Origin of the sequence: uncultured Friedmanniella sp., assembly GCF_964244285.1 — a bacterium.
GTDB lineage: Bacteria > Actinomycetota > Actinomycetes > Propionibacteriales > Propionibacteriaceae > Microlunatus.
The window spans coordinates 543,815-557,354 of sequence record NZ_CAXTHT010000002.1; the positions used below are offsets into that span (position 1 = coordinate 543,815).

At 72.6% G+C, this 13,540-nt stretch carries 14 protein-coding genes; 10 read left to right on the forward strand and 4 right to left on the reverse strand.

The window, feature by feature from the left end; genetic code table 11:
- Positions 1–105 precede the first annotated feature (105 nt).
- From ACFE7W_RS06875 to ACFE7W_RS06890, 4 genes are all read left to right on the forward strand, one after another.
- The gene (locus ACFE7W_RS06875) at positions 106–882 is read left to right on the forward strand and encodes an endonuclease/exonuclease/phosphatase family protein (protein ID WP_375424004.1); all 777 of its coding nucleotides are present in this window, start codon (positions 106–108) and stop codon (positions 880–882) included.
- Between the two features lie 72 nt (positions 883–954).
- Positions 955–1,803 (forward strand): aldo/keto reductase, encoded by an 849-nt coding sequence (locus ACFE7W_RS06880; RefSeq protein ID WP_375424005.1) that lies wholly within the window; start codon positions 955–957, stop codon positions 1,801–1,803.
- A 62-nt stretch (positions 1,804–1,865) separates the two neighbouring features.
- A complete protein-coding gene (locus tag ACFE7W_RS06885) occupies positions 1,866–2,141 on the forward strand; it encodes a type II toxin-antitoxin system Phd/YefM family antitoxin (RefSeq protein ID WP_375424006.1) in 276 nt (91 codons plus the stop codon).
- Positions 2,092–2,472: a type II toxin-antitoxin system VapC family toxin gene (locus ACFE7W_RS06890; RefSeq protein WP_375424007.1), complete on the forward strand. Its 381-nt coding sequence runs from the start codon at positions 2,092–2,094 to the stop codon at positions 2,470–2,472. The genes ACFE7W_RS06885 and ACFE7W_RS06890 overlap by 50 nt, the downstream gene beginning before the upstream one ends.
- 24 nt (positions 2,473–2,496) lie before the next feature.
- Here ACFE7W_RS06890 and ACFE7W_RS06895 read toward each other — a convergent pair whose 3' ends face one another.
- Positions 2,497–3,714, reverse strand: coding sequence for an MFS transporter (locus ACFE7W_RS06895; RefSeq protein WP_375424008.1), 1,218 nt, complete (start codon positions 3,712–3,714; stop codon positions 2,497–2,499).
- A gap of 53 nt (positions 3,715–3,767) precedes the next feature.
- Here ACFE7W_RS06895 and ACFE7W_RS06900 point away from each other — a divergent pair, with 53 nt between their 5' ends.
- The gene (locus tag ACFE7W_RS06900) at positions 3,768–4,604 is read left to right on the forward strand and encodes a class I SAM-dependent methyltransferase (RefSeq protein WP_375424009.1); all 837 of its coding nucleotides are present in this window, start codon (positions 3,768–3,770) and stop codon (positions 4,602–4,604) included.
- A gap of 45 nt (positions 4,605–4,649) precedes the next feature.
- Entirely contained in the window at positions 4,650–5,231 is a 582-nt protein-coding gene (locus ACFE7W_RS06905) for a hypothetical protein (RefSeq protein WP_375424010.1), read from the forward strand.
- A gap of 14 nt (positions 5,232–5,245) precedes the next feature.
- Here ACFE7W_RS06905 and ACFE7W_RS06910 read toward each other — a convergent pair whose 3' ends face one another.
- The 3 genes from ACFE7W_RS06910 to ACFE7W_RS06920 all read right to left on the reverse strand — a co-directional run bounded on the left by ACFE7W_RS06910 (position 5,246) and on the right by ACFE7W_RS06920 (position 9,982).
- Positions 5,246–5,641 carry a VOC family protein gene (locus tag ACFE7W_RS06910; RefSeq protein WP_375424011.1) on the reverse strand — a complete coding sequence of 132 codons (396 nt, stop codon included), beginning with the start codon at positions 5,639–5,641 and terminating at the stop codon, positions 5,246–5,248.
- A 229-nt stretch (positions 5,642–5,870) separates the two neighbouring features.
- Positions 5,871–8,963 (reverse strand): response regulator, encoded by a 3,093-nt coding sequence (locus ACFE7W_RS06915; protein ID WP_375424012.1) that lies wholly within the window; start codon positions 8,961–8,963, stop codon positions 5,871–5,873.
- Positions 8,964–9,049: 86 nt separating this feature from the next.
- Positions 9,050–9,982, reverse strand: a complete 933-nt coding sequence (locus tag ACFE7W_RS06920; RefSeq protein WP_375424013.1) for a LysR family transcriptional regulator — start codon at positions 9,980–9,982, stop codon at positions 9,050–9,052.
- Positions 9,983–10,094: 112 nt separating this feature from the next.
- Here ACFE7W_RS06920 and ACFE7W_RS06925 point away from each other — a divergent pair, with 112 nt between their 5' ends.
- From ACFE7W_RS06925 to ACFE7W_RS06940, 4 genes are read left to right on the forward strand one after another with little or no spacing between them, the layout of a single operon-like run.
- Positions 10,095–11,033, forward strand: coding sequence for a VOC family protein (locus ACFE7W_RS06925; protein WP_375424014.1), 939 nt, complete (start codon positions 10,095–10,097; stop codon positions 11,031–11,033).
- 28 nt (positions 11,034–11,061) lie between these two features.
- The gene (locus ACFE7W_RS06930) at positions 11,062–12,030 is read left to right on the forward strand and encodes a fumarylacetoacetate hydrolase family protein (RefSeq protein ID WP_375424015.1); all 969 of its coding nucleotides are present in this window, start codon (positions 11,062–11,064) and stop codon (positions 12,028–12,030) included.
- A gap of 10 nt (positions 12,031–12,040) precedes the next feature.
- The gene (locus ACFE7W_RS06935; protein WP_375424016.1) at positions 12,041–12,754 is read left to right on the forward strand and encodes an SDR family NAD(P)-dependent oxidoreductase; all 714 of its coding nucleotides are present in this window, start codon (positions 12,041–12,043) and stop codon (positions 12,752–12,754) included.
- A complete protein-coding gene (locus tag ACFE7W_RS06940) occupies positions 12,751–13,527 on the forward strand; it encodes an SDR family NAD(P)-dependent oxidoreductase (protein WP_375424017.1) in 777 nt (258 codons plus the stop codon). Before ACFE7W_RS06935 ends, ACFE7W_RS06940 begins: the two co-directional genes overlap by 4 nt.
- Positions 13,528–13,540: the final 13 nt, after the last annotated feature.

Here is a 13,540-nt window from a genome sequence, read left to right on the forward strand (position 1 = left end):
TGACGGCCGTAACGATCTCAGGTCCGCCGGCTCACACGCCTGCAGCCCTACGGTGACCCGGCGTGCGTCTCAGGTGGGCGGCAGCGATCTGGGTACGGTCGACCCATGCGGTTGGCGACCTTCAACATCCTGCACGGGCGCAGCCTGCACGACGGGACGGTCGACCCGGATCGGCTGGCCGAGGCGGTCCGGCGGCTGGACCCGGACGTGCTGGCGCTGCAGGAGGTCGACCGCGACCAGCCGCGCTCCCACCTGGCCGACCTGACGGCCGTGGCGGCCGAGGCGATGGGCGCGCTCAGCTACCGTTTCGCCGCCGCCCTGGTCGGGACGCCGGGCCGCGCCTGGACCGCCGCCGGCGAGGACGACCTCCCGGGCGAGGCCGCGTACGGGATCGCGCTGCTCTCGCGCTACCCGGTCACGTCCTGGCGAGTCGCCCAGCTGCCGCGGATCCCGTTCGCGTTCCCGTACTACCGGTCCCAGCAGCGGCGGGTCGTCCGGATGGTCGAGGAGCCGCGGGCGGTGGTGACCGCTCACCTCGACACCCCGGACGGCCCCCTCGTCGTGGTCAGCACCCACCTGTCCTACGTGCCCGGTTGGGGGCGGACCCAGCTGCGGCAGATCCGCCGCAGCCTGGTCGCCGTGGCCGACCCCGTGGTGCTGATGGGCGACCTGAACCTCGCCGGGGCCGCCCCGGCGCGGGTCACCGGGTTCCGGCCCCTCGCCGCACACCCGACCTTCCCCCTCGGGGCACCGGACCGGCAGATCGACCACATCCTCGCCCGCGGCCCGGTCGGCGCCGTGATCGGCAGCGCTGCTCCGGACCTGGGCCTGTCCGACCACCGGGCCCTGGTGGTCGAGCTCGCCCCGCGTGCAGCCCGCTGACTGCTCCACCTAGGGTCGGGAGAGTGCCTACCGGCACCGTACGTGTACGACCGGACACCCCTAGGAGCTCTCATGACCACGGTCCCCGACATCGCCCTCAACAACGGCCGCACCATCCCGCAGCTGGGGTTCGGCGTCTTTCAGATCGATCCCGCCGACACCGCCGACGCGGTCGGCCAGGCGTTCGAGATCGGCTACCGCCACATCGACACCGCCGAAATGTACGGCAACGAGAAGGGCGTCGGCGAGGCGCTCCGCAGCTCTGGCCTGGACCGCGGCGAGGTCTTCCTCACCAGCAAGCTGAACAACGGCTTCCACGCACCGGAGGACGCCCGGCGCGCCTTCGACCAGACACTGGCCGACCTCGGCGTCGACTACGTCGACCTCTTCCTCATCCACTGGCCGCTGCCGACGCGCTACGACGGTGACTTCGTCTCCACCTGGAAGACGTTCGAGGAGTTCTACCACGACGGCCGTGCCCGCTCGATCGGCGTCAGCAACTTCCAGCCCCACCACCTGCGCCGGCTGGCCCAGGAGAGCGACGTCGTGCCCGCGGTCAACCAGGTCGAGGTGCACCCCTACCTCGACAACGCCGAGGTCCGCGCCTACGGGGCCGAGCACGGCATCGCCACCGAGGCGTGGTCCCCGATCGCCCAGGGCGGGGTGCTGCACGACCCGGTGATCACCCGGATCGCCACGGCCGCGGGCCGCACCCCGGCCCAGGTGGTGCTGCGCTGGCACATCCAGCGCGGCGACATCATCTTCCCGAAGTCCACGACACCGTCGCGGATCCAGGAGAACTTCGAGCTGTTCGACTTCGAGCTCACCGACGCTGACCTGACCTCGATCACCGCCCTCGACCAGGGCGAGGACGGGCGGACCGGCCCCAACCCGGACGCGTTCGACTACATCCCCGACTGAGTCCGAGATCGATGTAGCACCATTGCTACGCTGGGCCCCTGAGCACGGTCGGTCTCCACGAGTTGCGCCAGAACGCCTCCGACCTCGTTCGCCGGGTCGAGGCAGGTGAGGTCGTGGAGATCACGGTGGCTGGTCGGCCGGCGGCTCGGCTCGTGCCGGTGGCCCCGCGCAGTGGCAGCCGTGGGAGGACCTCGCCGAGGTCTTCCGGGGACCGGCCGATCCGGGGTGGGTGCAGGACCGCGACGAGCTCGACCGGGATTTCGTCGACCCGCGGGAGCAGGGCCGGGCGTGAAGGCCGTTCTCGACACGAGCGTGCTCTTGGCCACGGAGCAGCCTAGGCTCGAGGGCCGGCTGGCCATCAGTGCCGACTCGCTGGCCGAGCTGCACTTCGGGGTGCTGGTGACGACCGACCCGGCCACGAGGGCCGAGCGGCTCCGGCGCCGGTGGGGATTCCAGCGTCGTTTCGCTGCTCTCCCGGTGGACGAGTCCGTCGCGGTCAGCTACGGGCAGCTGGCGGCTGCGGTCGTCGCCGTCGGGCGACGGCCGCGGGCCCGGGTGGTGGATCTGCTGATCGCGGCCACCGCTCACGTTCACGGGGCCCGGCTCTACACGCGCAACGCCGGCGATCTTGTCGGCGTCGAGCACCTCGTCGCTGTCGTCCCGGTCTGAGCGAAGCAGTCGTCGGTTTACCTCTCAGCGGCTCGAGGGTTGCGGCGCCGCCCCTTCGGGGACCAGGGGACGGATGGTGCCCCCGATCGCGATGGCCAACGCCAGCAGGGCCGCGGTGACGGTCAGGGCGTGCTGGACGCCGACGTGGCCGCCGAGGAAGCCGACCAGCGGCGGCCCGGCCAAGAACGCGGTGTAGCCGATCGAGGCGACCACGCTCACCCGTCCGGCTGCGCGAACGGGGTCGTCCGCGGCCGCGCTCATCCCGACAGGGAAGCCGAGGGCAGTCCCCAGCCCCCACAGCACGGCGCCGACCACGGCGAAGGGCAGGGCCGTCCCGAGCACGACCAGCAGCAGCCCGGCCAGGGCCAGCAGGGCCGAGCTGCGGACGGCCCGCACCCGTCCGAACCGGGCGATCACCTGGGGGCCGAACCAGCGTCCGGTGGTCATCGCGCTGAGGAAGACCGCGAAGGTCAGCGGTCCGGCGACCGGCGCGGCGTGGTAGCCGTCGATCACCGCGACGGCCAGCCAGTCGTTGCCCGTCCCCTCGCTGAAGGCCATACAGAGGACGAAGACCCCGATCAGCACCGTCCGGGGCTCGAGCCAGGCCCGGAGCGGGTTCCGGGAGGCGGCGTCGGGATCGTTGTCCGGTTCGGGCGCCGTCCCGCTCGCCGGCAGGAAGCCGCGCACCGCCAACGGGACCACGACGGCCAGCAGGACGCCGGCCCCCACCAGGTGGGCGTTCACCGGGACGTGGAGCGCCACCATGGCCGCCCCGCCGAGCGCGCCGGCCACACTGCCGACGCTCCAGCCCGCGTGGAAACGTGGCATCACGGCCCGGCCCAGGCCCTGCTCCACCGCGGCGCCCTCGACGTTCATGGCCACGTCCCAGGTGCCGTTGCCGAAGCCCATCAGGAACAGTCCGAGGACCACCGGCGGGATCCCGTACGGGTAGCCGAGACCGATCACCACCAGCCCGACGGCGAAGCAGATCGCCATCGCGGCCACCGCCCGGGCGGTGCCGAACCGGGTGACGACCAGCCCCGCGAGCGGCAGCGAGACCACCGAGCCGAGCGCGACCGCGAGCAGCACCAGCCCCAGCACCGACGGCGAGGCGTGCAGCGCGTCCCGCACAGACGGGATCCGCGAGGCCCAGCTGGCGAAGCCGAATCCGCTGGCGATGAACGCCGCGTAGGTGGCGCGCTGGGCACGGAGGACGGACGGGGACAGATGATGGGCACTCATGGCCCGCCCGACGCTACCGGTCGCGGCGGGGTCCCTCGAGCAGGAGGACAGCGGTGGCACAGTCGGAGTGGGTGGGGGAGCGCTCGCGGCGCTGGCTGGCCGGCTTGAGCGTCCGGGAGGCGCAGCTGGCTCCGGTGTCGCTGCCGTTGTTCGCCGCGGCCGGGCTCGGTCCCGGCGAGCGGGTGCTGGACGTCGGCTGCGGTCCCGGGACGACGACCGAACCGGCCTTCCGGGCCGTCCAGCCGGGTGGCCGCGTCACCGGGATGGACGTGGCGCCGGAGATGATCGACGCCGCGCGCGACCGCTTCGCGGGGCTCGACATCGACTGGCTCGTCGGGGACGCCGTCAGCACCCCGCTGCCGGAGGCGGCCTACGACGTGGTGCTCTCGCGGTTCGGCGTGATGTTCTTCTCCGACCCCCTCGCCGCGTTCGGCCGGCTCGCCGCCGCCACCCGACCCGGGGGCCGGTTGTGTGCGGCGGCGTGGCGCCGCCGACCGGAGTCGCCGTTCTTCGCCGTCCCCTACGCGGCGGTGCTGAGCGACCTGCGTCGGGGCGGCGCTGACGTGGTCGAGCCCGACCCGGACGGCAGCTCGTTCAGCCTCGGTGCGACCGACCCGGCCAGCGCGCTGCTGATGGCGGCCGGCTGGTCCGACGTGACCTGGGAAGCGCGGGACGACCGGCTCTACGTGGGCGGCCCAGGCTCGGTCGCCGACGCGGCGGCCGCGGCCGTCGAGGTGGGCTCCACCTTCACGCTGCTGGAGGACCGCACCGACGAGGAGCGCCGTTCGGCCCTGATCGCCCTCGAGCAGGCGCTCGAGCCATGGTTCGACGGCCGCGGCGTGGCCCTGCCGGGCGGGTTCTGGGTCGTGTCGGCGCGCCGTTCGCCGTAGTCGCCGGCGCCGGCCGAACGGCGCCGGCTCTGCCAGGATGACCGGATGCGCACCGTCTCGCTGCTCGACCTGGCGACGAAGGTCGCCGTGGTGGCGCTGCTGGTCCTCGCGGTGGTCTTTCCCGACCTCGGTGGGCTCAAGGGCAAGGCCACCACCGCCCGGCTGGTGGTCTACCCGCTCGGCGAGCTGGCGGTCCCGTTGTGGTGGTGGCTCTACGGCCGGCGCCGGGCCAGGCGACGCGGCGAGCCCGGGTTCCCCTGGACGGCCGACCTGCTCGTCAGCCTGCCCTGGCTGCTGGACACCCTGGGCAACCGGCTGAACCTCTTCGACACCATCAGCTGGTGGGACGACGGGATGCACTTTCTGAACTGGCTGCTGCTCACGTCCGGGGTGCTGCTGGCCTGGTCGGCGCGCGGGGTCTCCCGCAGCGTGGTGGTGATGTGTGGCCTCGCCTTCGGGATGGCCGCGGCCCTGCTCTGGGAGCTGGGGGAGTACGCCTCGTTCGTCCGCGGCTCACCCGAGCTGCAGACCGCCTACACCGACACCTTGGGTGACCTCACCCTCGGCACGCTCGGCGCCCTGGTGGCCGGGTTGGTGGTCAGCCGGCTGGCTCCACCTGCTCCCTGAGCCTGTCGAACGGGTCAGAACTGGTCGCCGGTCCGCCAGGCCATCTCCTGCAGGGTCAGGCTGTTGCCGTCGGGGTCGCTGAACCCGGCGTAGCGGACGCCACCGCCGACGTCCTCGATCTCGCCGATCTCCACCCCCCGGCCGGCCAGCTCGGCTCGCGCGGCCTCGATGTCGGCCACCACCAGGTGCAGGCCCTTGACCGAGCCCGGCGGCATCGCGTCCAGGGCCGCCATCCCGGTGCCGATGACGATCGAGCAGGCCGATCCGGGCGGCGTCAGCTGCACCACCCGTAGACCCTCGAACGGGGTGACGTCGACGTCGAGGGCGAAGCCGAGCTGCTCGATGTAGAACACCTTGGCCTGGTCCACGTCGCTCACCGGCACCGGGACGAGCTCGAGCTTCATGTCCATCGTGGCTCCTCAGCGTCTGACCGCACCTGCGCGCGGCCCGGCAGACTCTAGTGCGCGAGCGGGCTGCGGTCGCCCCCCATGCTGACGGCTTCGTCGCCGTCCTCGCGCTGCGGACGGAAGGGCAGCGCGAGGTCTGAGGGTTGGGCCGGCGGGGCGCATCGGGGCGTTGGAAGGGCAACCCGGGGACAGGACCGCCCTACGGCACGGTGAGCCAGACCTGCGCGCGCGCTCAGCGGGCCCCGGCGCCAACCTGCTCGGCGGCGCTGGGGAAGTGGCCCAGCAGGAACGTCCGGACGCGGACGAACTCGGCCTCGACGGCCCGGAGCTGCCGCTCGCGGTTCTCCGGGCCGGTCAGGTCCGGGGCCTCGAGCTCGGCGCACCGGGCTGCCAGCTCCTGGGCGCCGAGGGAGAGGGCGGCACCACGCAGGGCGTGGCTGAGCCGGCGCAGCGGGGCGTCCTCGCCTGAGGAAGCGGTGCTGCGCATCTGCTCCAGCTGGGCGGCGGAGGTGTCGAGGAACAGCCCCACCAGGCCGCCGGTCTGGTCGTCGTCGTCGCTCAGCCCCCGCAGGGTCACCAGATCCACGGCCGCACCCGGGGCCCGGCTCGGGCCCGCGCCCTCGGCCGCGCCCTCGCCCCCGCCGGTCGGGGGCAGCCGCAGCCAGCGGTTGAGGGCGGCCCGGAAGTCCGCGATCCGCACCGGCTTGGTCAGGTAGTCGTCCATCCCGGCCTCGAGGCAGCGTTCGGCGTCGCCCTTCATGGCGCTCGCGGTGAGCGCGACCACCGGGGTGTGCCGCTGGCCGGCCTCGTGCCGGCGCAACGCCGCCGTGGCCTCGTAACCGTCCATCTCCGGCATCTGGCAGTCCATGAAGACCAGCCCGTACGGGCGCCTCCGGGCCGCGGCCAGCACCTCGCTGCCGGTGCCCGCGATGTCGACGGCGCAGCCCAGCGACTCGAGCATCCGGCGGGCCACCTGCTGGCTGACCGGGTTGTCCTCGGCCACGAGGACGCACGGCAGCCCAGGCTCGGCGACTTCTGCTCCGGGCTCGGGTTCTGGCCGGGCCGTTGTCCGCGTCCCCTGGTCGAGGGTCGGCGTCGTGGCCGTGGGGCAGGTCGCCTCGGTCAGCGTCCCGGCGTCCAGCCGCGCGAGGAGTCCCGCGGTGCACTCGAGCAGCACCGAGGGCCGGACGGGCTTGGTGAGGTGGGCGTGCAGCTCGCCGCTGGTCAGCCCGCTGCGGTCACCGCTGGAGGTGAGCAGGACCCGGGCGGTCCGGCGGTGGCGCGGGTCGGCAGCCATCGCCCGCGCCAGCTCGGTGCCGTTGCGACCGGGCATCTGGTGGTCGATCCAGGCCAGGTCGAAGTGGCCGCCCACCGCGTCCCGCCGGCGCAGCTCCACCAGGGCCCGGTCGACGTCGGGGACCGCCACCACCTCCAGCTGCCACGCCTTCGCGGTCTCGGTCAGGATGGTGCGGTTGACGGCGTTGTCGTCGACCACGAGCAGGCTCCGTCCCCGCAGCTCCGTCGCCGCCGGGATCGGCGGCCAGGCCTCGGACGCCGCCCCGAGCTCCAGCTCGAACCAGAAGCGGCTGCCTTCACCCCGGGTCGTCTCGACCTCGATCGTGCCGCCCATCAGCTCGACCAGCCGTTTGGAGATGGCCAGGCCGAGGCCGGTGCCCCCGTGCCGCCGGGTCGAGGAGGCGTCGGCCTGGAAGAAGCTGTCGAACAGGGCGGCCACTGCCTCCGGCGCGATCCCGCACCCGGAGTCGCTCACCTCGAAGCGGCACCGGATCGCTCCCGGACGCTCGCCGTCGGCACCGGTGGCCACCCGGGTGACCCGCAGCACGACCTCGCCGCTGTCGGTGAACTTGACGGCGTTGCCGGCCAGGTTGAGCAGGATCTGGCGGATCCGGCCGACGTCGCCGCACAACGCCTGGGGCACGTCCTCGCCCACCGCCATCGCCAGCTCGATGTGCTTGCCGTTGGCGGCGCCGGCCAGCAGGGCGAGGATGTCCTCGACGGCCGCGCGCACGTCGAAGTCTCCCGAGCTCAGGTCGAGCTTGCCCGCCTCGATCTTGGAGAAGTCGAGGATGTCGTTGAGGACGTTGAGCAAGGCGTCGGCCGAGCTCTGCACCGTGGCGGCGTACCCCCGTTGCTGCTCGTCGAGGTCGGTGGCCGCCAGCAGCTCGGTCAGGCCGATCACGCCGTTGATCGGGGTGCGGATCTCGTGGCTCATGTTGGCCAGGAACTCCGACTTGAGCCGGGACGCCTCGAGCGCCCGCTCGTGGGCCTGCGCCAGCTCGTCGCGGCTCTCGATCCGGTTCAGGGCGGTGCCCACCATCAGGCTGGTGCTCTCGAACAGCCGGACCTCATCGGATCCGAAGACGGGGGCGTAGCGGCCGGTCTGGGCCACCAACGTGCCCGAGCCCAGCTCGAAGCGGACGACGGTCTGCTCCGCGATCTCGGCCGGCTCCTGGGCCCGCACGGCGCGGATCAGCTCGGACACGTCCTCGGGCGGACCCTCGGCCAGCAGGACCTGGCCGTCCTTCTCCAGCATCGCGGCGGCGCGGCAGCCAAGCAGTCCCTTGAGGACGGGCAGGACCGCCGCGGCCACCTCCGGGCGGCTCTCGGCCCGGATCAGGGCGAGCTGGAGGTCATAGACCCGGTCCTGCTCCGCGCGCCGCCAGACCAGCCGCACCGGGGCCGGCGGGGCGAGCCCCACCAGCACGCAGCCGGCCGCCACGACGACGAGGGCGACACTCAGACCCTGCTCGAGGGGCGATCCGGACGTCAGCAGCAGCGGCAGCAGGATGACCGCCGAGAGGGTGACCGCGCCGACGCTCAGCAGTTGCATCCGCCGCCGGGTGACCGCGGGTTCACGCCGGCCCGCCCGCCAGAGCAGCAACGCGGCCAGCACCGACAGGCCCACCCACTGGAGGCAGAACCCCACGATCCAGACGGTGAACCACCACGGGGACCGGTCCGAGGGGAAGGAAGGCAGAGCCAGCGTCCAGCAGGAGACGACGACGGTCTTGACCCCGGCGAGTCTGCGGATGAGGCGGCTGCGCTCGAACGAGGCCGCGAAGCGGATGAGGCAGTACGGGTAGATCAGGATCGGCAGCAGGACCCCGACCTTGATGAGCCACTCATACGCCGTCTCGTGGCTGGCGATGAGCTGCAGCAGGGGGCTGGCCACCACAGCCACGCCCAGCGATCCCCACGCGCCGGCGAGCCAGGCGGTGGCCGCGTCGCGGCGGCGGGACCACAGGTAGAGCGCGGAGGCCCCGAGCGCGACGAACAGCACCGGGTTGAGGATGTGGTTGATCAACGGGGGATTGGTCCCTTCTCCCCCGGACCCTTTTCGCACCATCGGGTGCGGTAGGTGGACCTTAACCCAGTTTCCTCAGGACCGTCTCAAGAACCGGTGACCCGGCCCACCAGTGCGCCGGCTTCGACCAGGACCGAACGGAGCCACCGGTGGGCCGGGTCCGCCCGGAGTGACGCATGCCACCAGAACGCCTCGCGCAGGGGCACCACCTCCCAGGGACAGGGCAGCACCCGGACGCCGGCCGCCTCAGCCAGCCGGCCGGCCAGGCCGGCCTGCAGCAGAGCGATCCGGTCGGTGCCGCCCACCAGGAACGGGACAGCGAGGAAGCTCTCCACCACCACCCGGACGTCGGGCTCCACCCCGATCACCCGGAGCTGCTGGGCGGCCGGGGTGAAGGCGGTCGGCCGGTTGTAGGTGACGACCCAGGGCAACCGGGCCACGTCAGCCATGCTGAGGGCGTCGCCGACGCTGTCGTTGTCCCGGGCCACGACGCAGACCCAGCGGTCCTCGTACAGGTCGTCGTGGCCGATGCCGGTGAGGAAGCCGTGGGGCAGGATCAGCCCGTCGACGCCCGGCAGCACGTCCGCCGCACTGCTGACCATGTCGGGGGTGTGCTGGCGCAGCTGTAGCCGGACGCCCGGCGCCTGCGCCGCCATCGCGGTCACCAGGTGGTCGCCGAGCACCGCCGCGGTGTAGTCGGAGACGAGCACGGTGAACTCCCGGACGGCGGTCGCAGGGTCGAAGTCGGGGGCCGCGTCGAAGACGCGTTGCAGGCTCGCCACGGCCAGCGAGGTGCGCTCACCGAGCTGCGCGCCGAGGGGCGTCAGCTCGTAGCGGTTGCCCTGGCGCCGCAGCAGCTCGTCGTCGAAGTGGCGGCGGAGCCGACCCAGCGCGGCGCTGACGGCGGGCTGGCTGAGTCCGAGCCGCTCGGCCGCCCGGGTCACGTTGCGCTCGTGCAACAGGGCCTCGAGGGTGAGCAGGAGGTTCAGGTCGAGGTTGCGCAGGTTGACACCGGGCATGCCATGAACGATAGACCGCGGTGATGGTAGGCATCGCGAACTCGTTATTGCCTGATGGTTCTGGGCCGACGACAGTGGAGGTCTGCCGCTGGAGGAACGTCAAGGGAGAAGCATGAACGAACGCCTGATCACCCACCTGCGCCATGTCGACCTGGCCGTGCCCGACTTCGACCGGCAGCTCGACTTCTACACCGGCATGTGGGGGCTGAAGCAGGAGACCACGGACGACGGCCTCTCCTTCCTGGCCGCGGAGGGCTCGCCGGAGCAGTACCAGGTGCGGCTGCGCAAGGCTGAGGAGAAGCGGCTCGACCTGATCTCCTTCGGTTCGGCCGACGAGGCCTCCGTCGACGCGCTGGCCCTGCAGCTGGCCCGGGACGGCGTCCAGCTGATCACCGAACCCGACAAGCTGACAACCCCGGGCGGCGGCTACGGCTTCCGCTTCTTCGACGTCGACGGCCGCACCATCGAGGTCTCCGCCGACGTGGACGTCCGCGTCCACCGCAAGATCGAGGAGGGCGAGTCGATCCCGGTCAAGCTCTCCCACGTCGTGGTCAACTCGCCCAACCCCGAGGCCACCGTGGCCTTCTACGACCGCCACCTGGGTTTCGCCCTGTCGGACACCTTGACCTCCCCGCACATGGGCGAGGTGATGTGGTTCCTGCGCACCAACCGGTACCACCACAGCCTGGCCATCGCGCGCGGCCCGCACGTCGCCCTGCACCACGCCTCGTTCGAGCTGCGGGGGATCGATGAGTACATGCGCGGAACGGGGAGGATGCTCCGCGGTGGCGTGGAGAAGGTTTGGGGCCCGGGCCGGCACAAGGCCGGCAACAACACCTTCAGCTACTTCCTCGACCCGCACGGCAACACCATCGAGTACACGACCGAGCTCGAGGAGCTCGACGAGGACACCTGGCACCCCCACCTCTACGACTTCTCCGACCCGGAGGTGACCGACCAGTGGGGGACCGCGAACGCCATGAGCGAGTTCGTGGCCAAGCAGTCCTTCAACGACGTCGACCGCGGCTCCTTCGTCGCGCCGCCGGTCTGATGGGGCTCGCTCCGCTCGGGGCCGTCTGATGCGGCTCGCGACGTACCGCACCGGCGCGGTCGTCCATGCGGGCGTGGTGGTCGATGACTCGGTGTTCCCGTTCGAGGACGGGGTGACCATGCGTGATCTCGTCGAGGCCGGGCTGGAGGAGACCCACGAGCTCGCCGACCGGGCGACGTCGCGCTGGCCCACCCGGCTCGACCGGGTGCAGCTGCTGGCCCCGCTGGTGCCGGCGAGCGTGCGCGACTTCGTGGCGTTCGAGGAGCACGTCGAGGGGGTCCGCAAGAGCGTGGACGGGGTCACCGGGGTGGCCGAGGCCTGGTACGACGCGCCGACCTTCTACTTCACGAACCCGCACGCGATCCTCGGGCCGGACGACGTGGTCGCCTTCCCCGCGGCCTGCGTTGCGCGCGACTTCGAGCTGGAGGTGGCCGCGGTCATCACCGGCGAGGCGTCCAGCCTGAGCGTCGAGCAGGCCGAGCAGCACCTCTTCGGCTACACGCTGTTCAACGACTGGTCGGCGCGTGATCTGCAGGGCCGCGAGATGCAGGTGGGGCTGGGACCGGCCAAGGGCAAGGACTTCGGCAGCACCCTCGGCCCGTGGATCGTCACCGCGGACGAGCTGGAGCCCTACCGGAACGGCGACGGCTTCCTGCAGCTCGGCTGCTCGGTGAGCGTGAACGGTACCGAGGTGGGCAGTGACGTCCTCTCCAACATGGGCTGGAGCTTCGCCACCCTGCTGGCCTACGCCTCCCGGGACAGCCGGGTCGTCTCCGGCGACCTGCTGGGTTCGGGCACCACCGGGCACGGCGGCTGCCTGGCCGAGCTGTGGGGCCGGGCGGGCAGCCAGACCCCGCCGCCGCTGCAGCCCGGCGACGTCGTGACGCTGACCGTCGAGGGCATCGGCAGCCTGAGCAACAAGGTCGGCGTCGCTCCGCCGTCGCCCCCGCTACCGCCGTTCCGCAGGTCGGACTACGTCGCGGCCCGCGCCAGGTGAGCAGGGTCGGGTGAGCGGACTGGTCGTGGTGACCGGGGCCGGCTCAGGCATCGGGGCGGCCGTGGTCGAGGCGGCCCGGGCGGGCGGGTACGAGGTCCTCGGGCTGGATGTCGCGGGGGACGGCGTCCGTCACCTGGACGTCCGCGACGAGGCGGCCTGGACGGCGTTGGCGGGCGAGCTCACCGCGCAGGGCCGCACGGTGGCCGGACTCGTGAACTGTGCCGGCACCACCTACCGGGCCCGGCTGGGCGAGGTCTCGGCGGAGGCGTTCGGGCAGGTCACGGCGGTGAACGTGCTCGGCCCGCTGCTCGGCATCCAGGCGCTGGTCCCGTTGATGGTCGCCGGCTCCTCCATCGTGAACGTCGGCTCGCTGGCCGCGCTGCAGGGGCACTACCCGGTGGCGTACACGGCGAGCAAGTGGTCGCTGCGGGGGCTGACCCACGCGGCCTGCCTGGAGCTGGGACCCCGCGGCATCCGGGTCAACATCGTGCACCCCGGCTTCATCGAGACCCCGATGACGGCCTCAGCCGCGCCGGCCTTCCGCGAGGCCTCGGTGGACGCAGCACCCCTGGGCCGGGCGGGCACCCCAGCGGAGGTCGCCGCGGTGGTGAGCTTTCTGCTGAGCGACGCCGCGGCCTACGTCAGCGGGGCCGAGATCGCGGTGGACGGCGGGGCCAGCTCGCACGGCGGGGCGAAGTCGGTGTCGGACGCGATGCGGGCATGACCGGTCGGCTCACGGGGCAGGTCGCGCTGGTCACCGGTACGGCCGGTGGTCAGGGCCGGGCAGCGGCACTGCTCTTCGCCGCCGAGGGCGCGACCGTGGTGGGCTGCGACGTTCAGACCGCGGGGGCGGCCGAGACGCACCGCCTGGTCCGCGCCGCCGGCGGCACGATGGACAGCACGGCGCCCCTGGACCTGACCGACGAGCCGGCCGTCGCCGCCTGGGTCGACGGGGCGGCGGCGCGTCACGGCGGCATCGACATCGTCTACGCCAACGCCGGGGCCACCCGCTTTGCCCCGCTGGAGGAGATCACCGCCGAGCACTGGGACTTCGTGCTGCGCTCGGAGCTGGACGTGGTTCTCTGGCCGGTCAAGCACGCCTGGCGGTACCTCAAGGTCGCAGCGGCGCCAGCGGTGGTCCTGGTCGGCTCCACGGCAGGGGTGAGCGGGTCGCGGACCAACGCGCGGGTCGCGCACACGGTGACCAAGGGCGGCGTCGTCGCGCTGACCAAGCAGCTGGCGGCCGAGGGCGCGGCGCACGGCATCCGGGTCAACTGCGTCAGCCCCGGCATGATCGAGACGCCCGCCACCCGGGCCGACCTGCTGGCCCCGGACTCCCCGATGCGCGAGATCGGGCGGCACATCCCGCTCGGCCGGGTCGGCTCGGCGGAGGAGGTCGTCCGCTGCGCGCTCTTCCTCGCCTCGTCGGACGCCTCGTACGTCACCGGTGCGAACCTGATGGTCGACGGCGGCTGGTCCGCGGTGCTGCCGGGCTGATCCGTCACGACAC

Coding starts and splice junctions, on each gene's coding strand:
- ACFE7W_RS06875 (WP_375424004.1), top strand. CDS start 106: ATGCGGTTGGCGACCTTCAACATCCTGCACGGGCGCAGCCTGCACGAC.
- ACFE7W_RS06880 (WP_375424005.1), top strand. CDS start 955: ATGACCACGGTCCCCGACATCGCCCTCAACAACGGCCGCACCATCCCG.
- ACFE7W_RS06895 (WP_375424008.1), bottom strand. CDS start 3,714: ATGAGTGCCCATCATCTGTCCCCGTCCGTCCTCCGTGCCCAGCGCGCC.
- ACFE7W_RS06905 (WP_375424010.1), top strand. CDS start 4,650: ATGCGCACCGTCTCGCTGCTCGACCTGGCGACGAAGGTCGCCGTGGTG.
- ACFE7W_RS06910 (WP_375424011.1), bottom strand. CDS start 5,641: ATGGACATGAAGCTCGAGCTCGTCCCGGTGCCGGTGAGCGACGTGGAC.
- ACFE7W_RS06920 (WP_375424013.1), bottom strand. CDS start 9,982: ATGCCCGGTGTCAACCTGCGCAACCTCGACCTGAACCTCCTGCTCACC.
- ACFE7W_RS06925 (WP_375424014.1), top strand. CDS start 10,095: ATGAACGAACGCCTGATCACCCACCTGCGCCATGTCGACCTGGCCGTG.
- ACFE7W_RS06930 (WP_375424015.1), top strand. CDS start 11,062: ATGCGGCTCGCGACGTACCGCACCGGCGCGGTCGTCCATGCGGGCGTG.
- ACFE7W_RS06940 (WP_375424017.1), top strand. CDS start 12,751: ATGACCGGTCGGCTCACGGGGCAGGTCGCGCTGGTCACCGGTACGGCC.